Here is a 21,189-nt window from a genome sequence, read left to right on the forward strand (position 1 = left end):
TCTGGACGATCGCTTCCATGAGACTGTGGTTCTCGGCCCGGATCGCGGTGCTGCTGCTTGCGGTGCCTTTCATCCTGGTGCCGCGCGCTGTGGCTGACGCCGACATGTCTGCAGAGGTCCGGGACGTCGTGACGCGCGAGCTCGCGCCGACTGCGACCGCGGCTGATCCCGGCGGTCTTTCCGCAGTCGTCTATGCCGGCGGCCAGCTCGCGTTCTTCAACTACGGCTTCGCCGATGCCAAGCGACCGGTCACGCAGGACACGCTGTTCAACCTCGCATCGCTGCGCAAGATCTTCGAGGCGACGCTGGTCGCGCTCGGCACCAGCAGTGGCGAATTGCGGCTGGATGATCCCGTCAGCAAATTTCTGCCCGAGCTGCACGGCGATTACATCAGCCGCGTCACCATCGGCGAGCTCGTCACCCATACGTCGGGACTGCTGCTGCCGACCGATCATCCGCCCTGGCCGAATGCGAGCTTCAGCCGGGATCAGTTCATTGCAATGCTCAATGCATGGACCCCGCAGGCCGGAGAGCAGCCCGGCAAGCAGCGGATTTATACCCACGCCGGCTACGTCCTGCTGCAGCTCGTACTGGAGCGGCGCTACGGCATGCCGATCCGCGCGCTGATCGAAAGCCGCATCCTGAAGCCGCTCGCCATGACATCGACGTTCATTCCGGAGCACGGCGAGGGCAATCGCGCGCTGGTGCCCCCCGAGATCATGCAGCGCATGGTTCAGGGCTATTCCGATCAGGGCATGCCGATCGGTCCGCCGGGCGACCAGCAAGGTTACTACGACTTCCCGGGGGCAGGCCAGATGTTTTCCTCGGCCCGCGATCTCGGCATTCTGCTTCGTGCTTGCCTCGACGGTGCGGTGATCGATCCCGAGCTGCGTGCCGCATTGCAGATGACCGAACGCGAGAGCTTTCGTGTCGATGAAAAATTCGGGCAGGCGATGGCGTGGGAGAATGTGCGCGTTGCCGACGTCACCGTCGTCGACAAGCCCGGTGGCCTCAACAACGCCTCGGCCTATATCGGCCTGGTGCCGGCGCGGAAGCTCGGCATCGCGCTGCTCGCCAATCGCGGCGAATATCCGCACGAGATCGCCCGTTACCGGATCCTTCCGGCGCTCGCACGGCTCTGATCATGTTGCGATGAGGCGGAGGCGCAAACGGGGAGGAGCCTTGCGAAAATTGCGATGGCGCGGCTCCCTGATCGGCTGTATAAGCCGGTAGCTTCTTCTCCTACCTGAAGAGGCTGACATGACCGATCCGAATGCGTCCGATTTGCATACGTGGCTTTCGCAACAGCACCACGGCTTGCGGACCTTCAAAACCTTCCAGCAAAAACTCGAGACCTTGAGCAGCCACGACCCCGAGCAACGGGCCGTATGCCGGCTGCTGAGCGGTCTCGTCGGCAGCTATATCGAGGCCTTCGACGAAGAGCCGTTGCCCGTCGCGGTCGCCGACCGCGCCTATGGCCGTCTGCTCGATCTCGTCGCAAGCCTCGATCTCACGGCAAATGCCGACCGGCGCCTCGCCGACGTCAACCGCATCGCGGCCTGCGATCTGCTGCACTGATCGCGTCGGCAGCCAGAGCGAGATGAGCCTGCACTGAATCGGTTTGACGGCGGCCTTGGGTTCACCTCTCCCCATCGGGGAGAGGTCGATTTGCGGAGCAAATCGGGTGAGGGGCTGCGTATCCAATTAGAGACCGTAACCCCTCACCCGGCGCCATGCGCCGACCTCTCCCAAGGGAGAGGTGAACTTTCGCTGCCGCGCCAACTCAATCTAATCTCATCATGCTCTAGCCTCGGCGCGCCGCGACCAAATCGCGATAGAGCGCCGCGTAGCTGCCGGCGCGGTTCTGCCAGGAGACATCCGTTGCCATCCCAGCCTGCTGCAGCCGGCGCCAGGTCACCTGGTCGTTGAACAGCAGGTTCGCCTTGCGCAGGGCATGGGCGAGCGCATCCGGAGTGACCGGGCCGAACTTGACCCCGGTCGCCGCGCCGCCGCGGACCGCGACGTCGTCGACGTCGAGGACGGTGTCGGCAAGACCGCCGACATCGGCAACGATCGGGATCGCGCCATAGCGCAATGCGCACAATTGGGTGAGGCCGCAGGGCTCGAAGCGCGACGGCACGGCGAGCGCATCCGCGCCGGCCTGGATCAGATGCGCCAGCGCCTCGTCATAGCCGATCACGACCGAGATCCGTCCGGGATGGGCACGCGCGAGCGCGGAATAGCGATCCTGCAAATCGTGATCGCCGCTGCCGAGCAACGCGAACTGGATACCCTCACCGAGCAGCGTCGGCGCGGTCTCGAGCAGCAGGTCGAGGCCCTTCTGCCACGACAGCCGGCTGATGACGCCGAGCAGCAGCGCGTCCGGATCGGGTCGAAGGCCGAAGCGCTGCTGCAGCGCGAGCTTGTTCGCGGCGCGCTCAGCCAACTGCTCCACACCATAGCGGGCGGCGATATTCGGGTCGGTGGCCGGATTCCAGACCGAAACATCGATGCCGTTGAGGATGCCGCTCAGCACATTGGATCGTTCGCGCAGCAGGCCGCCGAGCCCCATCCCGCCTTCGTCGCCCTGGATCTCCTGCGCATAGGTCGGCGAGACCGTGGTGATGCGGTCGGCGAATTGCAGGCCGGCCTTCAACAGGCTGATCGTGCCGTAATATTCGACGCCGTGGATCGTGTAGGATTCACCAGGCAGTCCGAAGGTCGCGAGCATGTCCGGCGGAAACTGTCCCTGATAGGCAAGGTTGTGCACGGTTATCACGGTGCCCGGCCGCGGCTGCCTGCCATAATGCAAATAGGCGGGCGTGAGTCCCGCCTGCCAATCATGCGCATGCACGATGTCGGGCACAAAGGATGCAATGGCGCCCTGGCCGATCTCGGCCGCCATCCGCGACAGTGCCGCAAAGCGGATGCCGTTGTCGGGCCAGTTCGTGCCGTCGGGGCCGACATAGGGATTGCCGGGGCGCGCGAACAAATGCGGCGCGTCGAGCGCGTAGAGATCGAGGCCGTCATGCGTGCCGGCGAGCACGCGGATCGGCCCGCCGTAGAATTCCGGCCATTGCAGCAGCGTCTCGGCTGATGACAGCGTCCCGAGGACGGCGGGATAACCAGGCACCAGCGTTCGCGTTGCGACGCCATGCTCGTTGAGCGCCGCCGGCAGCGCGCCGACCACGTCGGCAAGCCCACCGGTCTTGACGATCGGGTAGATCTCCGAGGCGACCGCGAGGACGCGGATCGGCGTCATGTCCCGAGCCTGTCGATCATCGGCTGCGTGATCAGTGATATCCCTTGCGAGGTCGTGCGGAAGCGCTGGCCGTCGAGGTTGGGATCCTCGCCGACCACCAAGCCCTCCGGTATCCGGACCCCGCGGTCGATCACGACGTTCCTTAGGCGCGCGCCGCGTCCGACATTGACATAGGGCATGATGACGGCGTTCTCGACATAGGCGTAGGAATTGACGTGCACGCCGGTGAACAGCAGCGAGCGCCGCAGCGCCGCGCCGGAGATGATGCATCCGCCCGACACCAGCGAGGTCACCGCCTGTCCGCGCCGGCCTTCCTCGTCATGGACGAACTTGGCTGGCGGGGTGATCTCGGCATAGGTCCAGATCGGCCACGACCGGTCGTAGAGATCGAGCTCGGGCACCACATCGGTGAGATCGATATTGGCGCCCCAATAGGCGTCGACGGTGCCGGCATCCCGCCAGTAGGCGCGGGGATCGTCGCCCGAGCGGACGCAGGAATCGTTGAACTGATGCGCGATCGCCCGGCCGTGCTTTACAATATAGGGAATGATGTCCTTGCCGAAATCGTGGGCCGAGTTCGGGTCGGCGGCATCGCGGCGCAATTCGTCGAACAGGAATTCCGAATTGAAGGCATAGATACCCATGCTGGCCAGCGACTTGTCGGGCTTGCCGGGCATCGGGGGCGGATCGGCCGGCTTCTCGAGGAAGGACTGGATCAGGCCGCTCTCGTCGATATGCATGATGCCGAAGCCGCTGGATTCCGCCCGCGGCATCTCGAGGCAGCCGACCGTGACGTCGGCGCCGCTTTCGACATGCTGCTTCAGCATGATCTCGTAATCCATCTTGTAGATGTGGTCGCCGGCGAGCACCAGGATGTACTTGGTGCCGTGCGCTTCGAGGATGTCGATGTTCTGATAGACCGCATCCGCCGTGCCGACATACCACATCGTTTCGGAGACGCGCTGGCTCGCGGGCAGGATATCGAAACTCTCGTTTCGTTCCGGGCGGAAGAAGTTCCAGCCGCCCTGCAGATGCCGGATTAGGCTGTGCGCCTTGTACTGGGTCGCCACCGCGATGCGGCGAATGCCGGAGTTCACCGCGTTGGACAGGGCGAAATCGATGATGCGGGATTTGCCGCCGAAATAGACCGCCGGCTTGGCGCGCTTATCGGTGAGCTCCTGAAGTCTGCTGCCGCGTCCGCCGGCCAGTACGAAGGCGAGGGCGTAGCGTGACAGAGGCTCATTTCCAACGGTTCTCATGGTCATCCTCCCGGGCTTCAGGGCATGGCCCCGCTGCCTTCTCTTGTCCGGAAGGCCTGATCGGGCGCCAGCGGGGCCGAGTGCGAACGTAGCAAGTGCAACCCTATTGAGCAAAGCGGCATGATGGATTTTCGTTCCGTGGCTTTCCGCTGGTGAAGGTCGGGGTTGCGACTTGGTTAAGGCTATTGACGAAGCGTCATTTCGGCCTAGAGGAAGCCAGCCTATCGTTCCTGCCCAGGCCAGCTCATGACCCTTTCCTCTGTCACACCCCAGGAGATCCGCGCCGCGTTGCTGCTGCGCCGGGAGATCGCGCTGCTCGATGTCAGGCATGAAGCGGAATTCGCCACCGGCCATCCGCTGTTTGCCGCCAACATGGCGGCCGACCGGATCGCGCTCGAGGCCGAGCTGCGGCTGCCGCGCAAGCACGTGCCGATCGTTCTCTATGATGGTGACGAAGCACTGGTTACAGCCGCAGCCAATCAATTGCAGGCGCTGGGCTACAGCAACGTTGGCGAGCTTGCCGGCGGCTTGCAGGCCTGGCGTTCGGCCGGCTACGAAGTTTTCCAGGACGTCAACTCCTACGCCAAGGCGTTTGGCGAATTGGTCGAGGCGCGGCGTCACACGCCGTCGCTGAGCGCGGACGAGGTCGCCGCGCTGATCGCGGAGAAGGCCAATATCGCGATCCTCGATGTCCGCCGCTTCGACGAATATGCCACCATGAACATTCCGGGCTCGGTCAGCGTGCCCGGCGCGGAGCTCGTGTTGCGCGCAGGGCGCGCGGCGCCCGATCCCGACACCACGATCATCGTCAATTGCGCCGGCCGCACCCGCTCAATCATCGGCACGCAGTCACTGATCAATGCCGGGTTGCCCAACAAGGTGCGGGCGCTGCGCAACGGCACGATCGGCTGGACGCTCGCCAGGCACAACCTTGAACACGGCGCCGACAGGCGCGGCGGCATCGGGCCGTTCGACGGCGCAAGCGACAATGCGCGCGACGTTGCTTACCGCGCCGGCGTGCGTCGGATCGGCACGAGCGAGCTCGCGGCGCTTCAGCAGGAAACGCATCGTACGCTCTATCGCTTCGACGTCCGCGAGGCCGACGAATATGCAGCGGGCCATCTCGCCGGCTTCCGCCATTACGCGGGCGGCCAGCTCGTCCAGGAGATCGATATGGCCGCTCCCGTCCGTGGCGCGCGCATCGTGCTGACCGACGACAGGAGCATCCGCGCCGACATGACGGCCTCCTGGCTCGCTCAGATGGGGTGGGAGGTTTACGTGCTCGACGGCGGCTATGACGGCCCGCTGGAGGCGGGGCCGCCGCAAGTCCTGCCGAAGGGCGATCCCGCGCATCGCTACCGGCGCCCCTATGAAGGCACCAGCGTCACCGAGCAGGCGATGCAGGCCTATCTCGACTGGGAGTACGGCCTCGTCGACCAGCTTCGTCGCGACGCGACGCACGGGTTTTATGTGATCTGACGCGCGGGGCGGCTGGCTCGCTCCCGTCCACCACGCAGCGGTGCAGAAGCGGCCAATCCGCCGCTTATTCGACGCTCACTTCGGCAGCGTGACCGGCTTCAGCGCGAACGGGCCCGGATCCTTTCCCTTGTTGGGGCCGATGATATAGGACAGCTTGCCTTCGGCGACCCAACCGGTATCGCCGACCTGTGTCACGGATACCGGCCCGGTAAATCCGTCCTTGATGGTGTCGATCTCGGCCTGATCGCCGTTGATCGTGACCTTGTCGAGCTTGCCGTTGCCTTCGATCAGAAGGAAGCTGCTGCCGAAGGCGCGCAGCGCATCCGCGTGATCGAGCGGGCGGGACGGTTTCAACTCGGTCACGGCGCCCGGCTTGCCGTCCTTGACCGAGATCCTGAACAGCTTGGCCGGGATAAAGGTCGTGACATAGAGGTCGCCGTCGGCGCCGATCGCGATGCCGTCGAGACCGACGCCGTCCTTGGCCGGAGCAAGCTGCGGATCGGTGGCAAAGGTCGCAAGCGCCGTGCCACCGGGTTTCAGGCTGTAGATGATCGGGGCGAAGGAATCGGTCACATAGGCGGTGCCGTCGCTGCCGACCACGATATCGTTGCAGAACGACTTTGGAGTGCTCAGCGCAAAGCTGCCCTGGGGCGCACCGCTCTTGAGATCGAAGGTCTTCAGCCAGGCGCCCTTGGTGTCGCTTGGCCCGGCGACGCCGGAGCCGCTGAGGTCGTTGGAGCAGACATAGAGCGTGCCGCTCTTCTCGTCCGCGAGCACGCCCAGCGTGGAGCGGCTGCCACCGGCGCCCGGCTTGACGAGCTGCTCGGGCTTGCCGCCCGGCGCGACCTTCGTCACGCCGCCGAGATTGAAGCTGCCGACGTAAAGCGTGCCATCGGAGGTCGAGGTGACGCTCTCCGGAAAGCTGTCGGCGGGAAGGCCGATCGGCGCCGTCTCGGCGCGTGCGGTGCCGACGGTACCAAGGCTGAGGAAAATGGCCGCCGCGCCGAGCGCGACCGCGTGACGGACTTCGAGCAGTTCTCCCTGTGCGTGCGCACGTTCCGCGCCGCCGTTTTGTTTTATCATGATCGCGTTTCCTGATGAGACCCGGTGCGACCCGGCAGGAGGTCTTGAGGCGATCGTCGCCGGTCGGCGGCTTGTTGGTCTTCGCAGGTTTCCGACCGTATTGTTCACCCCTGCCTTGTCGTTATCGGTATATACGATAGTATACAGCGTCAGGAAAGAAGCGGGGGGCGCGAGATCGCGTGATGGAACTGGGACTGACGACGTCGCGCCGGTGCCTGTGCTGCGGCGGCGTTATCGACGGTCTTACCGATGACGGTGCGACCGGGATCGAAGCCCGGATCGGCTTGTTCTCTGACGAATGCGCTTTCGTCTGCAATGCGTGCACCGCAAGCCTGATTCGGGCGGCAGCGCTACGCAAGCGGGAGATGGTCCACCGGAAATGGCCGACGCGCGATCGCTGCGTTCAGTTGGTGCCGAAGGCGTCGTAGACCAGCTTCCTGAATGCCGGCGTGATGCGCTGGCGCTCGTTCTGGGTCTGCTCCAGCATGATGTAGATCATGTCGAGTCTTGGATTGACGCCGAAATAGGTTCCGCTGCCGCTGTCCCATTTCAACTCGCCGATCGAGCCCGGCGGTGGCGGCTTGGCGATGCCGGGATCGGTGCGCACGGCGATGCCGTAGCCATAGCCGAAGCCGTCGCCGGGGAAGTACCAGTAGTCGCGGCCGACGCCGGAGCCCGGCCCGACATGGTCCGTCGTCATGTCCTTGAAGGCAGCGGGGCTCAGATAGCGTTTGCCGTCGAGCTCGCCGCCGTTGAGCAGCATCTGGGCGAAGCGGGCATAGTCGAGCGCGGTGGATACCAGGCCGCCGCCACCGGATTCCCACTCCGGGTGCGCGCGCCGGTCGCGCTCTCCTTCGATCAGGATCGTGTCCGACGGCAGCGGCTCGGCCAGGCGCGTCCGTTCGGTCTGCGGATCGAGCACGTATTTGGTGTCGTTCATCTTCATCGGATCGAAGATGCGCTGCTTCTCGAACTGATAGAGCGTCTTGCCCGAGACGATTTCGATCACCCGGCCGAGCACGTCGGTGGAATGACCATAGCGCCACAGCGTGCCAGGCTGCCGCGACAGCGGCAGCCTGGCCAGCCGCGCGACGAACTCCTTGTTGTCGAATTTTCCGTCGAAAAGATGCCCGTCGCGGTAGATCTTCTGGATCCAATCCGCGCCGATATACTCGTAGGTGATGCCCGACGTATGACGCATCAGGTCTTCGATGGTGACCGGACGGATCGGCGGCACCAGCTCCAGCTTGTTCGGATCGTTGCCGCCCTCCGGTTCGATGCCGACCTTCACGTCGGCAAACGCCGGAATGTATTTCGACAGCGAGTCCTGCGGTGACAGCTTGCCCTCGTCGACCAGCATCATCGCGGCGGTGCAGGTGAGCGGCTTGGTCATCGAATGCAGCGCGAACATGGTGTCCGGCCGCATCGGCGACTTGGTCGTGACGTCACGGTAGCCGAAGGTCTTGAGATAGACCGGCTTGCCGTGCTGCTGGATCAGGATGACGGCGCCGGGCAGCCGGCCGGTTGCGACTTCATTGTTGAAGAACCCGGTGATGCGTTCGAGTCCCTCGGGCGACGGTGCTGGGATTTCCGAGGCACACGCGGTGGCGTTCGTGAAAAGCACAGCCGAGAGCGCCACTACGCCGAGGAAACGCTTCGGCATTGAAAGGATATTGCATGCAGGATGAAATCTGCGTGACATTGAAGAGTGAGCCCCGATTGCCCAAAGCAATCCCTTCAGGCGCGAGGACTTTAGCGCGAGCATCACGCGCGACCTAGTATTTTCCTGCGGTTTGGCTTTGCGTCGCGCGTCGAACTTTACACGATTTGCGTCGCGCCGACCGGAGCGCGCACGGCATGCGACAGCACCTGCAGCGCCTGGCTCAGCTCGGCGCGGTTGCGCGCGGCGCCGAGCGAGACGCGGAGGCCCCGCGGTGCGGCATCGCCCACCGCAAAGGCATCTTCGCCGACGACGGCGAGGCCGTTGCGCATCAGATGCGACAGCAGGTCTGTGCCGTCGAAACGTCTCGGCAATGGCATCCAGATATGATGGCTGGCCGGCCGCGCCGCATAGGTCACGCCCTTGAGAAAGCGTGTCGCGAGCTGCTGGCGTGCGGCGGCTTCGTTGCGGATGGCGCGGATGATCTCGGCGGCGACGCCGGAGCGCAGCCACTGCGTGACCAGCGCGACCATCAGCAACGGCGGCATCTGCATCGTGGCCTGCAGGCTCGCGCGCATGCGCTGCTCCGCGGCGGCATCCGGCGCCAGCAGATAGGCGACGCGCAGCGCCGGCGCGATGCATTTGGCGATGCTGGCGGCGAAATAGGTGCGCTCGGGAATCAGCGTCGCGATCGGGGCGATCTGCGGCTCGAGCGGGCCGTAGACATCGTCCTCGATCAGTACGCAGCCCCGTTTGCGGATGATGTCGGCGATCGCCTTGCGCCTAGGCGCGCTCATCGTCGCCGTGGTGGGATTATTCTGCGTCGGCACCAGATAGATCGCCTTCGGCTTGTGCTTGCGGCAGGCCTCGTCGAGCGCGTCGGGGCTGATGCCCTCAGTGTCCATCGCCACGCCGACCAGACGAATGTCGAGCCGCGCCGCGGCGGCCTTCGCGCCGGGGAAGGTCAACGCTTCGGTGAGCACCACGTCGCCCGGCGAGGTCAGCGCCAGCAGGGCGTTGAAGATGATCGCCTGCGATCCCGGATAGATCACGATGCGGTCGGCGGAGGCTTGCGGCACGCGCGGCTGCAGCCAGGAGGCGGCGGCCTCGCGCTCGTCGGCAGTGCCGCCGGGACGCGCATAGCCGAGATAGGCGGAAAAGCCGGCGTCGGCGCGGATGGTGGCTAATCCTTGCGCGATCCGCAGATCGAGGTTGGCTTCAACCGGCTGCGGCGGCAGGTTCATCGACAGGTCGATATTGACCGGTGCGGGCAGGTCGGAAGCAGCGCGCGCCGTGGTCTCCGAGACGAAGGTGCCCTGGCCGACGCGGGCGTCGAGCAATCCGCGCCGGCGCGCCTCGCCATAGGCGCGCGTCACGGTGGTGAGATCGATGCCAAGCGCTGACGCCAGCGCGCGGTGGGTCGGCAGCCGTTCGCCGCGCACCAGCCGGCCGCTGGCGATATCGGCCGCCAGCGCGTCGACGATGCGCAGGAACATCGGGCCCTGCCATTCCGAAACTGTAGGGATCCAATCCATGCAATCTAGCGATTCGCCTTTGATTGTATGCCTCGCGACGCATATTGTATGGATCAACGGGTCAGGTCAAGGATCATGGCAATGACGGAAATGGTTTCACTGCAAAAGGCGATGCTGCGCGGCTTTGCGATGAAGTGCCCGAACTGCGGGCGCGGCCATCTGTTCGGCCGCTTCCTGAAGGTCGCCGATCATTGCGAGGTTTGCGGCGAGGACTTCACCCCGCAGCGTGCCGACGATTTTCCGGCCTATCTCGTGATCGTGGTGGTCGGCCACATCGTGGTGCCGGCGCTGCTGTGGCTGGAGATGAACTACGCGCCGCCGGCTTGGCTGCAACTCGCGATCTGGCTGCCGGTGACGTTGTTTAGTTCGCTTGCACTGCTGCAGCCGACGAAGGGCGCGATCGTCGGCCTGCAATGGCAGACCGGCATGCACGGGTTCGAGACGTCGCGGCGAGCGGTGGCTCGGGTGCGAGTGGCGAGCAATGGGGGCAGGCGAGCGTCGGACCCGTAGGGCGGATTGGCAAAGCGTAATCCGCCATCCTGCTCGCACGAAGATGGTGGGTTACGCCTTCGGCTAAATCAAACCGGGTGGTGATGCGGCCGGAACATCCGGCCCTTCTCCGTCACCAGCACGACGGCGAGCGCGGCCAGCGTGCACAGGAAGAAGCCGGACGCGAACGGCAACAGCGTGCCGTCGTAATCCTGGCCGATCGTGGTGCCGATGCCGATCCCGAGCAGGGTGGTGATGGTGCCGTAGAGCGACGAGGCCGTTCCGGCGATCTTGCCTTGCGGCTCCATCGCGAGCGCGGTGAAATTCGCCATCATCAGGCCGAATGCGAACATCATCAGCGCCGACAGCGCCATGAACAGCGGCAGCGTCAGCGTCCCGGTTTTTACGGCGAGGAGCAGCGCCGCGGCGACGACGGCAAAACCTGTCAGCGCGGCGTGCGAGATCACGCGCATGCCGATGCGCCCGACGATGCGGGAATTGAGGAAGCCTGCGATCGCGACGCCGACCGCACAGCCTGCGAAGGCCACCGGGAAGTAATGTCCGAGCTTGAAGATCTCGGTGAACACCTGCTGCGAGCAGAACACGAAGGCGAACAGCGAGCCCTGCACGCCGCCGGCGGCGAGCGCGTAGCCGAGCGTCTGGCGGTTGGTGACGGTCTGGCGGAACGCCGACAGCACCTCCGGGATCGCCAGCGACTTGCGCAGTTCGAACGGCAGCGTCTCCGGCATGCGCATCGCGCTCCAGGCGAGCGCGATCACGCCATAGATCATCAGCAGCACGAAGATGCCGCGCCATTGCGTCAGCAGCATCACGGCCTGGCCGAATGACGGCGCGATCACGGGAACCGCGATGAACACCATCATCGCAAGCGACATCACGCTCGCCATGCGCCGTCCGGCGTAGCAGTCGCGCACGATCGAGGTCGCGATCACGCGGGTGGCCGCGGTGCCGAGCCCCTGCAGCGCGCGCGCCAGCAAGAGCGTCTCGAAGGAGGGCGCCATGATCGCGAGCAGGCCGGCGACGGTGTAGACGGTCATGCCGCCGAGCAGCACCGGGCGACGGCCGAAGCGGTCCGACAGCGGGCCCATGACGAACTGGCCGACGCCGAAGCCGACCAGGAAGATCGACAGCACCATCTGCGGCCGGTTGGCGTCGGCGAGGTGGAAGGCGGAGCGGATGTTGGGCAGCGCCGGCAGCATCATGTCCATCGCCAGCGGATTCAGCGCCATGATGGAAGCGATAACGACGACGAATTCGGGAAAGCCCATCGGGCGGTGGCCTGAGGAAACCCAGGCATCGGCATTGATGTCAGACACTTAGCGACCTCTTGGAGGGTCGCGATCATACCGGTCTTGCTGCGCTGCACAATCGGCGTTTTGGGATGGGTGCCCGTCGGCGGCGGGTTAGGTAGCCGGGTCATGGGCGCGGCCACGACTGGCGTAGCCGTCGCTACATCGTTGCTTCTGCAACTATTTTGCTCGTGCCGGGCGTGAAGCTCTGCTATCCCGGTACCAGCACCGTGCGGGGCAGGCGCATCGCGGCAGATCGGGCAACCCCCGCACAGACAGAAACGGGGTATTGGGGAGGCTACATGTCCATCGAACTGTCCGCGCGGTCGCGCGGCGCTGAACTGTCGGATGAGGAACGCAAGGTCCTCACCGCGACGCTCATCGGCACCACCATCGAGTGGTACGACTTCTTCGTCTACGCGCAAGCGGCGGGCCTGGTGTTCGGCGCGCTGTTCTTCGCGCCGATGAACCAGAACAATCCGCTGCTGGCGCAAATCGTCTCGTTTGCCACGCTTGGCCTGTCGTTCCTGTTCCGCCCGCTCGGCGCCATCGTTTGCGGCCATCTCGGCGACCGGTTCGGGCGCAAGAACATGCTGGTCGTCACGCTGCTCCTGATGGGCGCGGCGACCGCGCTGGTCGGTCTGCTGCCAACCTATGCGCAGATCGGCGCCTGGGCGCCGGCACTGCTTATTCTCCTGCGCATCCTGCAGGGCTTCTCGGCGGGCGGCGAGTGGGGCGGCGCGGCGCTGATGTCGGTGGAATCGGCACCTCGCAACAAGCGCAGCCTCTTCGGTTCGTTCCCGCAGATCGGCACGCCGCTCGGCATGATCCTGGCGACCGGCGTGCTGTGGCTGCTCACCACATTGCTCGGCAAGCAGGCGATGCTGGAGTGGGGCTGGCGCATCCCGTTCCTGCTGTCGATCGTGCTGGTCGTCATCGGCATCCTGATCCGCCGCACCGTCGAGGAATCGCCGGTGTTCCAGGCGATGCGCCGCCGCCGCAAGGAATCCTCGGCGCCGCTGAAGGACCTCATGCGCCATCACAGCAAGGAGATCCTGCGCACGGCGCTGATCTTCATGGCCAACAACGCGGCCGGCTACATCCTGATCGCCTTCATCATCAGCTACGGCGCCAACACGCTGAAGATGCCGTCGGATCAGCTGCTGCTGATCGGCACGCTCGCCGCGGTGAGCTGGTTCATCTTCACCCTGCTCGGCGGCATCCTCGGCGATAGAATCGGGCGCGTGCGCACCTTCCAGATCGGCTACGGGCTGATGGTGCTGTGGGCGGTGCCGATGTGGTGGCTGATCGACAGCAAGAACCTCTTGCTGTTCTTCGTCAGCGCCGTCGGCCTCACGATTGCGCTCGGCCTGTCCTACGGGCCGCAGGCGGCGCTCTATGCCGAGCTGTTTCCGGCCAAGGTGCGCTATTCCGGCGTCTCGATCGGCTATGCGCTCGGCGCCATCTTCGGCGGCGCCTTCGCGCCGATGATCGCGCAATGGATCATCGGCACCTACGGCCAATCCTGGCGCGTCGGCGTCTACATCGCGGTGCTGTCGCTGATCTCGCTGATCACGGTGTCGACGATCAGGGATCCGCAAGGCGTCGATCTGAACGTTCACGACACTGGCGCATGATCGATGCGCGCGGTCTCGGCGCGACCGGTGCCGCGCCGAGACCAGCGGCTAGCTTGCGACCCCGAGCATCGCCTTCAGCTTCAGCACGGCGCTGTCGGGCGTGGTCAGCACCGGCTTCCCGGTGACCTCGGCAACGTGCTCGGCCGCGGGCGCCATGCTGTATTGCGCGAGCGCGATCAGGTCGCAGTCGCGCAAATCCTTTGATGCCTCGACCACGATGCGGTCGTGCTCGGCGCGGTCGCCACGGTCGAGCGCGGCCAGCGCGCCCTCGGCGAGTTTCGGCACGAGCTGGACCGACGACGGAAACTCCGGCGGCATCGAGACCAGGGTCGGCGCAAAGGTCGAGAGCAGGCCGATCTTCTTTCCGTTCGCGACTGCCTGCTCGATCATCGCCTCGTTCGGCTTCAAGACCGGCATCGGCGCATGCTCGCGCGCGACCGCCTCGATGCAGGCACCGAACGCCGAGCAGGTGAACAGGATGCCATCGGCGCCGGTATCAGCCGCATAGCGGCCCATGGTCAGGAAGCGCTCGGTCATGCGCGGGGTGAGCTTGCCGTCCTGCGCGAGATCCGCCGAGAGGCTGTCGTCGAGCAGGTTCATCAGCCGCGCCTGCGGCCACAGCCGCGCGAACGATGCTTCGATCGGAACGATCGAGTGTTTCAGGGCATGGATGAGGGTAATGCGCATCAGCTTGCCGCAAAGGCGGCGCGGCGCCGCCAGGGTCGCCGCGCCTTCGCTTGTGGTTACTTGAACGGAATGGCGTACATCAGGCCGCCCTTGCTCCAGGTGGCGTTGAGGCCACGCTCGAGCTTCAGCGGGCTTGCCTTGCCGACATTGCGCTCGAAGATCTCGCCGTAATTGCCGCCGGCCTTGATTGCGCCGACCAGCCAATTGTTGGCGAGGCCGAGCCGCGAGCCGAGATCGCCGGAGGCGCCGAGCAGGCGCTGGATCGCGGGCGTCTGCGACTTCGCCATCTCCTCGACATTGGCTTGCGTGACGCCGAGCTCCTCGGCCTCGACGAGGCCGTAATGCAGCCAGGTGATGATGTCGCTCCAGACCTCGTCGCCGTTGCGGGTGAACGGGCCGAGCGGCTCCTTGCTGATGGTCTGCGGCAGCACGACGTAGTCATCCGGCTTCGGCGCCGCGGTCGCGACTGCGCCGGCCAGCGCGGACGCGTCCTGTGTCATGGCATCGCAGCGGCCGCCGAAGAAGGTCTGGTACATGGTGTCGACGCGGTCGAACACCAGCGGCTTCCAGTCGATGCCGTTGGCGCGGCCATAGTCGCCGAGTGTCACTTCGTGCGTGGTGCCCTGCGCGACGCAGACGGTGGCTCCCTTGAGATCCTTCAGCTCCTTCACGCCGAGGTCCTTCTTCACCACAAAGCCCTGGCCGTCGTAGAAATTGATCGGTCCCTGGCGCAGGCCGAGCGTGACGCCGCGCAGGTAGGTCTCCGTCGAGTTGCGATAGAGCACGTCGATCTCGCCGGACTGCAGCGCGGTGAAGCGGTTCTGCGCGGTGAGCGCGACGTAGCGCACCTTGTTGGGATCGCCGAGCACGCCGGCCGCCAGCGCGCGGCAATAGTCGACGTCGAGACCCTTGAAGTTGCCCTGCGAGTCCGGCGCCGAGAAACCGGCAAAGCCGGTGCTGACGCCGCATACCAGCGTGCCGCGCTGCTTGACCGTGTCGAGCGTCGCCGCGCCTGCGCTGGTGATGCCTGCGGCGAGCAGTGTTGCAGTGATGATACCCCTGTACATTCCATCCTCCTCTAGTGACCAACGTCCTTCAACGCGCTGTCTACTGCAGCGCCGAGTCTTTCGACGATCATGTCAATGTCGCCGGAAGTTGCGATATAGGGCGGGGCCAGCAACACATGGTCGCCGCGCTGGCCGTCGGCCGTGCCGCCCGATGGATAGCAGGCAAGCCCGCCCGCAAAGGCGGCGGACTTGATCCGCTGGTGCAATTTCAGCTTGGGATCGAACGGCTGACGTTGAGCTCGATCGGCGACCAGCTCGATCCCCCAGAACAGGCCGCGTCCCCTGATGTCGCCGACATGGCGGTGATTGCCGAAGCGTTCGACCAGCCGCTGCTCGAGCTGCTTGCCGCGCTCCTTGACCCGGTCGAGCAGCTTTTCCTCGCTGATGGTCCGCTGCACTTCGAGCGCGGCGGCGCAGGCCAACGGATGCGCCAGATAGGTATGGCCGTGCTGGAATGCGCCGGAGCCGTTGCGCACGGTGTCGACGATCGTGCCGCTCGCCAGCATCGCGCCGATCGGCTGATAGCCGCCGCCCAGGCCCTTGGCGATCGCCTGGATGTCGGGCGAGATGCCTTCCTGTTCCCACGCATGCAGCGTGCCGGTGCGGCCCATGCCGCACATCACCTCGTCGAGGATCAGCAGTGCGCCGTGGCGGTTGCAGATTTCGCGCACCGCCTTGAAGTAGCCTTCCGGCGCCGGCACGCAGCCGGCGGTGGCGCCGACCACGGGCTCGGCGATGAAGGCGGCCACGGTGTCGGGGCCGAGCTGCTGGAATTCGGCCTCGAGCTCGGCCGCGAGGCGGCCGACGAAGGCTGCCTCCGATTCATCGTCGCGCTTCTCGTGATAGGCGAAGGCCGGCGTGACGTGGCTGAACGAGGGCGACAGCAGCGGCGCATAGGGCTCGCGGCGCCAGGCATTGCCGCCGGCGGACAGCGCGCCCAGCGTGTTGCCGTGATAGCTCTGGCGACGCGCGATGAAACGCGCGCGCTTCGGCTCGCCGCGCTCGATGAAATATTGCCGCGCCAGCTTGATCGAGGCCTCGATCGCCTCCGATCCGCCGCTGACGAAATAGGCGTAGGCCAGTCCGCCTGGCTCCTGGCCGACCAGCCGCTCGGCGAGTTCCTCGGCGGGTTCGGACGAGAAGAAGCCGGTATGGGCATAGGCGAGGGTGGAGGCCTGCTTGGCGATCGCGGCAAGCACGCGCGGATGCTGATGGCCGAGGCAGGAGACCGCGGCGCCGCCGGAGGAATCGAGAATGCGGCGGCCGTCCTCCGCGATCAGCCAGACACCTTCGCCGCCGACCGCCTTCGGTGGCGTCTCGCGCAGGCTTCGATGCATCACGCGGGTCCTGGTCGCGGCCATGACACTCATCCTTCCTCGACAAAATACTGCGACATCTCGGCAAGCCGTCCCTCGGTCTGTTCCAGCTTGCGCTTGGCGCTCGCGCCTCCCAGCGTGAAGGTGACGGCGGCCAGCGACTGCGCAACCGCGATCGCGCCGGTGAGGCTCGGGAAAAAGCCGGGCGAGGAGGCGGCTTCGAACAGCAGCAGATGATCGGCGCCTTCGGCCATCGGCGCGGTGATCGTATCGGCGATGGCGATCAGCGTGGCGCCGACGTTGTGCGCCACACGCGCGGTCTCGACGCTGACGGCCGTGTAGGGCGCGAAGCCGATCGCGACGACGGCATCATCCGCACGGAAGGCGCCGTGATCCAGATCGAACGGACCCGAGCCGCCGACCAGTTGCACGGCATCGGGGCGGAACAGGCGGAGCTGGTAGTTCAAGAGTTCCGCGACGCTGCGGCAGCTGCGAAAACCGGATATCCAGATTCTGTCAGCGCTGTGCAGCGCACGCGCGGCTTCCGCGATCGCGCTCGCCGAAATGCGCGCAAGGCCCGCGGCTTCGGCGGCCAGCTTCTCCTTGATCAGCGCAACATCGGCATTAGGTCCAGGGCGGCGGCCCTTCGCACGGCCGGAGAAAGGCGAGGCCTGCGCGGGCCGTCGAGCTTCGGTCAGCGCGGCGCGCAGTTCGTCCCAGCCGGAATAGCCGAGCGCCTTGGCAAGCCGGGTGAAGGAGGCCGGATCGGCGCCAGCGACGGAGGCAAGCTCGCGCATCGAGCGGGTGGTCGCGTCGTAGTCGTTGGCCGCGACAAAACGACCGACTTCCTGGAGCCGCATCGGCAGCGACGGCAGTGCACTGCACAATTCGTTGAGGGGCGATGGTTTCGCCTGAGCCTGCGCCATGAAACATATGTTGCACGAATATCAATTTGGTGCAACATATGAAGTGCGCACACCCGCGCATGGCAGAAGATCGTTTCTCATAAGGATTCTTGTGCTGTGACGACAACGACGCCGAAACGCCCTCCCGCCCGGCCCTTGCGCCTTTCGCTGAGCGATCCGCGCGTTGCCGGCCTGTTCTGGCAGATCCTGGTGGTCGGCATCGCCGTCGCCATTGTCGCCTGGCTGTGGTCGAACGCCGTTCACAATCTCTCGGTCCGCCGCATCTCGACCGGTTTTGCCTTCCTCGGCCGTGAAGCCGGGATGCCGATCGCCGACAGCTGGATCGATTATACGCCGAAAAACACCTATCTGCGCGCCTTCATCGTCGGCATCGTCAACACGCTGCGGGTCGCGGTGATCGGCATAGTGCTGGCCACGATGCTCGGTACCTTGATCGGCATCGCGCGGCTGTCGACCAACTGGCTGTTGTCGCGGCTCGCCGCCGTTTACGTCGAGGTGCTGCGCGACCTGCCACTCTTGCTGCAACTCTTGTTCTGGTACGTGCTGATGCAGGGGCTGCCGGCGGCGCGTCAAGCCTGGAAGCCGGTCGAGGGCGTGTTCCTGTCCAACCGCGGGCTGGTGCTGCCGTCGGTTCCCTTGCACGAAGCCAATTGGTGGACGATTCTCGCTTTGGTCGCCGGGCTGATCGTGCTGCACTTCATCAGGCGGCGCTTGATCGCGCAGCAGATGCTCGATGGCAAGGCGCGGCCGGCGTGGCCTTACGCGCTTGGCCTCGTGGTCGCCTTGCCCGCGCTGGTGTCGTTCCTGTCCGGCGCGAGCTGGACTGTCACGCTGCCCGAGCTGCGCGGCTTCAATTTCGTCGGCGGGCTGACGCTGGCGCCGGAATATTTCGCGCTGCTGATCGCGCTCGTCACCTATACCTCGGCCTTCATCGCCGAGATCGTGCGCAGCGGCATCCAGGCGGTGCCGCGCGGGCAGTGGGATGCGGCCAAGGCGCTGGGGCTGAAGCCGAGTTTCTCGCTGCAGCACATCGTGCTGCCGCAGGCGCTGCGCGTGATCATTCCGCCGATGACGAGCCAGTACCTGAACCTGACCAAGAACTCCTCGCTTGCGGTCGCCGTCGGCTATCAGGACATCGTCTCGATCGCCAACACCACGTTGAACCAGACCGGGCAGGCGATCGAGTCGATCGCGCTGATCATGATGGTGTTCCTCACCGTCAGCCTCGGCATCAGTCTGTTCATGAACTGGTACAATGCGCGGATCGCGCTGGTGGAGCGCTGACATGAGCTCGGTCGCACATGTTCCGCAGGATCCGCTTCCCGTCGGCCGGCCGCGCGTGCGGCGGACGCTCGGCGGTCAGATCGTCGCCTGGCTGCGCGCGAACCTGTTCCGGTCCATTCCCTCGACCGTCGTGACGCTGCTGCTGGTGTTCGTGATCGGCAAGGCGGCTGTCGGCTTCTGGCAATGGGGCGTCGCCAACGCGATCTGGCACGTTCCCGGCAGCGACAGCAGCGCGTGCCGCGCGGCGCACGGCTTAGGGGCCTGCTGGGCCGTGATCCCCGAGAAATATCGCTTCATCCTCTTCGGGACCTATCCGTTCGACGAGCAATGGCGGCCGGCGCTCGCAGTGGCGATCTTCATCGCGCTATTTGCCGTCTCGAGCCGTCGCAGCTTCTGGCGCAAGGAGTTGTTCCTGCTCTGGGCCGCGGCGCTGGTCGTGATCGGGTCTCTGATGTGGGGCGGCTTTTTCGGCATGTCCTACGTCTCGCAGGAGCGCTGGGGCGGGCTGCCGGTGACGCTGATCCTTGCTACCTTCGGGCTGGCCTTCGGTTTCCCGCTCGGGATCCTGGTCGCGCTCGGCCGCCGCTCCAAGCTGCCCGCGATCCGCTCGCTCTGCGTGCTCTATGTCGAACTGATCCGCGGCGTGCCGCTGATCAGCCTGCTGTTCATGGCGAGCGTGATGTTCCCGCTGTTCATGCCCGACGGCTTCAACATCGACAAATTGCTGCGCGCGCAGATCGCCTTTATTCTCTATGCGGGCGCCTACCTTGCGGAAGTGGTGCGCGGCGGGCTGCAGGCGGTGCCGCGCGGGCAGTATGAGGCGGCGGACGCGCTCGGGCTGTCCTACTGGAAGAAGAACGCGCTGATCGTGCTGCCGCAGGCGATCCGCCACGTGATCCCGCCGCTGGTCAACACCTTCATCGCCTTTTTCAAGGACACCAGCCTCGTCCTGATCATCGGCATCTTCGACCTCTTGACCACCGCGAAGACCGCGATCATCGATCCGGCGTGGCAGTCCTTCAGCGTCGAGGTCTACATCTTCGTCGGCGTGATCTACTTCCTGTTCTGCTTTGCAATGTCGCGCTACAGCCGCAGCCTCGAGGCGCAGCGCGGCCACGGGTGAGTGATGCTCTCGTCATTGCGGGCTCATGCTTCGCATGCCGCGGAATGCCAGTGAGGTGAGCACGCGGCCCAGGCTCCCTCCCCCCTTGCGGGGGGAATTATATACTTGACAAGTACGGGCGCTCTGTGGTTGAATCAACCATAGAGGGAATCCGCTATGTCCGTCCTGTCCGCACCGCACTTCCACAATGAAGCCGCAGCCATTGCCCGGCTGGAAGAGATCGTGTGGCCGCAGGGGCCTCATTGCCCGCGCTGCGGCGGCTTTGACCGCATTACGGACGTGAAGGGCGGTCGGGCTGGCCTGCGGCGCTGCGGCCCATGCAAGCGCGAATTCACGGTTACTGTCGGAACCATTTTCGAGCGCAGCCACGTCAAGCTGCACATTTGGTTTCAGGCTGCGCACCTCATGGCGTCCAGCAAGAAGGGCATTAGTGCCCATCAACTACATCGCACGCTCAAGGTCACGTACAAGACCGCTTGGTTCATGGAACATCGCCTACGCGAAGCAATGCGTGACGGTCACTTCACGATCATGGGCGGAGAAGGCAAAACCGTCGAGGTCGATGAAACCTACATCGGCGGCAAAGAGAAGAATAAGCACCGCAGCAAGCGCAATGCCGGGAATATCGGCGGCATGGGTAAGGAGATTGCTTTCTCTCTTGTAGAGCGTGGCGGCAAAGTTCGCAGCCAGCATATTGCGAGCGTGACCTCCAAGACGCTGCGCGAAGCGTTGGTTTCTCAGCTTCATGCCGATACTAAGCTGATGACGGACGACGCTGGCCAGTACCGCCATATGCACAAGGATTTTGCGCACGAAGTCGTTAACCACGGCATCGGAGAATATGTGCGGGGCGACGCCCACACGAACACAATTGAAGGTTATTTTTCTATCCTGAAGCGCGGAATTACGGGCACGTATCACCACGTTAGCCCGCAGCATTTGAAGCGCTATCTGGCGGAATTTGATTTCAGGTACAACGAAAGGATGGCTCTCGGCGTGTCCGATGAAGCTCGCGCAACCAAGGCGCTTCGCGGTATTGTCGGGAAAAGGTTGACCTACCGGGACTCGTAGG

The 21,189-nt window shown here is 65.0% G+C and carries 19 protein-coding genes; 9 read left to right on the top strand and 10 right to left on the bottom strand.

Annotated features, from left to right (window positions below; translation table 11 throughout):
• Positions 1-17: 17 nt before the first annotated feature.
• Complete coding sequence (locus MTX23_RS10025) at positions 18-1,142, top strand: serine hydrolase (RefSeq protein WP_280976463.1); 1,125 nt, start codon at positions 18-20, stop codon at positions 1,140-1,142.
• A 118-nt stretch (positions 1,143-1,260) separates the two neighbouring features.
• Complete coding sequence (locus MTX23_RS10030; RefSeq protein WP_280976464.1) at positions 1,261-1,578, top strand: hypothetical protein; 318 nt, start codon at positions 1,261-1,263, stop codon at positions 1,576-1,578.
• Between the two features lie 226 nt (positions 1,579-1,804).
• On the opposite strand, the gene glgA is transcribed toward MTX23_RS10030, so the two are convergent.
• Together glgA and glgC are read right to left on the bottom strand one after the other, a co-directional pair.
• Positions 1,805-3,262: a glycogen synthase GlgA gene (gene glgA / locus MTX23_RS10035; protein ID WP_280976465.1), complete on the bottom strand. Its 1,458-nt coding sequence runs from the start codon at positions 3,260-3,262 to the stop codon at positions 1,805-1,807.
• Positions 3,259-4,521, bottom strand: a complete 1,263-nt coding sequence (gene glgC / locus MTX23_RS10040; protein WP_280976466.1) for a glucose-1-phosphate adenylyltransferase — start codon at positions 4,519-4,521, stop codon at positions 3,259-3,261. Before glgC ends, glgA begins: the two co-directional genes overlap by 4 nt.
• Positions 4,522-4,767: 246 nt before the next feature.
• On the opposite strand from glgC, the gene MTX23_RS10045 reads away from it, so the two are divergent.
• Complete coding sequence (locus MTX23_RS10045) at positions 4,768-6,000, top strand: rhodanese-like domain-containing protein (RefSeq protein ID WP_280976468.1); 1,233 nt, start codon at positions 4,768-4,770, stop codon at positions 5,998-6,000.
• A 75-nt stretch (positions 6,001-6,075) separates the two neighbouring features.
• Here MTX23_RS10045 and MTX23_RS10050 read toward each other — a convergent pair whose 3' ends face one another.
• Positions 6,076-7,083 carry a hypothetical protein gene (locus MTX23_RS10050; RefSeq protein ID WP_280976469.1) on the bottom strand — a complete coding sequence of 336 codons (1,008 nt, stop codon included), beginning with the start codon at positions 7,081-7,083 and terminating at the stop codon, positions 6,076-6,078.
• Between the two features lie 182 nt (positions 7,084-7,265).
• On the opposite strand from MTX23_RS10050, the gene MTX23_RS10055 reads away from it, so the two are divergent.
• Positions 7,266-7,511: a hypothetical protein gene (locus MTX23_RS10055; protein WP_280976470.1), complete on the top strand. Its 246-nt coding sequence runs from the start codon at positions 7,266-7,268 to the stop codon at positions 7,509-7,511.
• Here the strand turns inward: MTX23_RS10055 and MTX23_RS10060 are convergent.
• Complete coding sequence (locus MTX23_RS10060) at positions 7,487-8,746, bottom strand: serine hydrolase domain-containing protein (protein WP_280976471.1); 1,260 nt, start codon at positions 8,744-8,746, stop codon at positions 7,487-7,489. The genes MTX23_RS10055 and MTX23_RS10060 overlap by 25 nt on opposite strands.
• Before the next feature lie 155 nt (positions 8,747-8,901).
• Positions 8,902-10,278 (bottom strand): PLP-dependent aminotransferase family protein, encoded by a 1,377-nt coding sequence (locus tag MTX23_RS10065; protein WP_280976473.1) that lies wholly within the window; start codon positions 10,276-10,278, stop codon positions 8,902-8,904.
• 75 nt (positions 10,279-10,353) lie between these two features.
• On the opposite strand from MTX23_RS10065, the gene MTX23_RS10070 reads away from it, so the two are divergent.
• Positions 10,354-10,788: a DUF983 domain-containing protein gene (locus MTX23_RS10070; protein WP_280976474.1), complete on the top strand. Its 435-nt coding sequence runs from the start codon at positions 10,354-10,356 to the stop codon at positions 10,786-10,788.
• Positions 10,789-10,856: 68 nt separating this feature from the next.
• Here MTX23_RS10070 and MTX23_RS10075 read toward each other — a convergent pair whose 3' ends face one another.
• The gene (locus tag MTX23_RS10075; protein ID WP_280976475.1) at positions 10,857-12,104 is read right to left on the bottom strand and encodes a multidrug effflux MFS transporter; all 1,248 of its coding nucleotides are present in this window, start codon (positions 12,102-12,104) and stop codon (positions 10,857-10,859) included.
• Positions 12,105-12,379: 275 nt separating this feature from the next.
• Here MTX23_RS10075 and MTX23_RS10080 point away from each other — a divergent pair, with 275 nt between their 5' ends.
• The gene (locus MTX23_RS10080; protein WP_280976476.1) at positions 12,380-13,714 is read left to right on the top strand and encodes an MFS transporter; all 1,335 of its coding nucleotides are present in this window, start codon (positions 12,380-12,382) and stop codon (positions 13,712-13,714) included.
• Between the two features lie 48 nt (positions 13,715-13,762).
• Here MTX23_RS10080 and MTX23_RS10085 read toward each other — a convergent pair whose 3' ends face one another.
• From MTX23_RS10085 to MTX23_RS10100, 4 genes are read right to left on the bottom strand one after another with little or no spacing between them, the layout of a single operon-like run.
• Positions 13,763-14,401: an arylsulfatase gene (locus MTX23_RS10085; protein ID WP_280976477.1), complete on the bottom strand. Its 639-nt coding sequence runs from the start codon at positions 14,399-14,401 to the stop codon at positions 13,763-13,765.
• A gap of 56 nt (positions 14,402-14,457) precedes the next feature.
• The gene (locus MTX23_RS10090) at positions 14,458-15,468 is read right to left on the bottom strand and encodes an amino acid ABC transporter substrate-binding protein (RefSeq protein ID WP_280976478.1); all 1,011 of its coding nucleotides are present in this window, start codon (positions 15,466-15,468) and stop codon (positions 14,458-14,460) included.
• 11 nt (positions 15,469-15,479) lie between these two features.
• Positions 15,480-16,829: an aspartate aminotransferase family protein gene (locus MTX23_RS10095; protein ID WP_280976480.1), complete on the bottom strand. Its 1,350-nt coding sequence runs from the start codon at positions 16,827-16,829 to the stop codon at positions 15,480-15,482.
• Between the two features lie 5 nt (positions 16,830-16,834).
• Complete coding sequence (locus MTX23_RS10100; protein ID WP_280976481.1) at positions 16,835-17,710, bottom strand: MurR/RpiR family transcriptional regulator; 876 nt, start codon at positions 17,708-17,710, stop codon at positions 16,835-16,837.
• 96 nt (positions 17,711-17,806) lie between these two features.
• Between MTX23_RS10100 and MTX23_RS10105 the strand changes: the two genes are divergently transcribed.
• From MTX23_RS10105 to MTX23_RS10115, 3 genes are all read left to right on the top strand, one after another.
• Entirely contained in the window at positions 17,807-18,994 is a 1,188-nt protein-coding gene (locus MTX23_RS10105) for an ABC transporter permease subunit (protein WP_280976482.1), read from the top strand.
• A 1-nt stretch (position 18,995) separates the two neighbouring features.
• Positions 18,996-20,117 (top strand): amino acid ABC transporter permease, encoded by a 1,122-nt coding sequence (locus MTX23_RS10110; protein ID WP_280976483.1) that lies wholly within the window; start codon positions 18,996-18,998, stop codon positions 20,115-20,117.
• 156 nt (positions 20,118-20,273) lie between these two features.
• The gene (locus MTX23_RS10115; RefSeq protein ID WP_280976484.1) at positions 20,274-21,188 is read left to right on the top strand and encodes an IS1595 family transposase; all 915 of its coding nucleotides are present in this window, start codon (positions 20,274-20,276) and stop codon (positions 21,186-21,188) included.
• Position 21,189: the final 1 nt, after the last annotated feature.

Origin of the sequence: Bradyrhizobium sp. ISRA436 (assembly GCF_029910015.1) — a bacterium.
Lineage (GTDB): Bacteria > Pseudomonadota > Alphaproteobacteria > Rhizobiales > Xanthobacteraceae > Bradyrhizobium.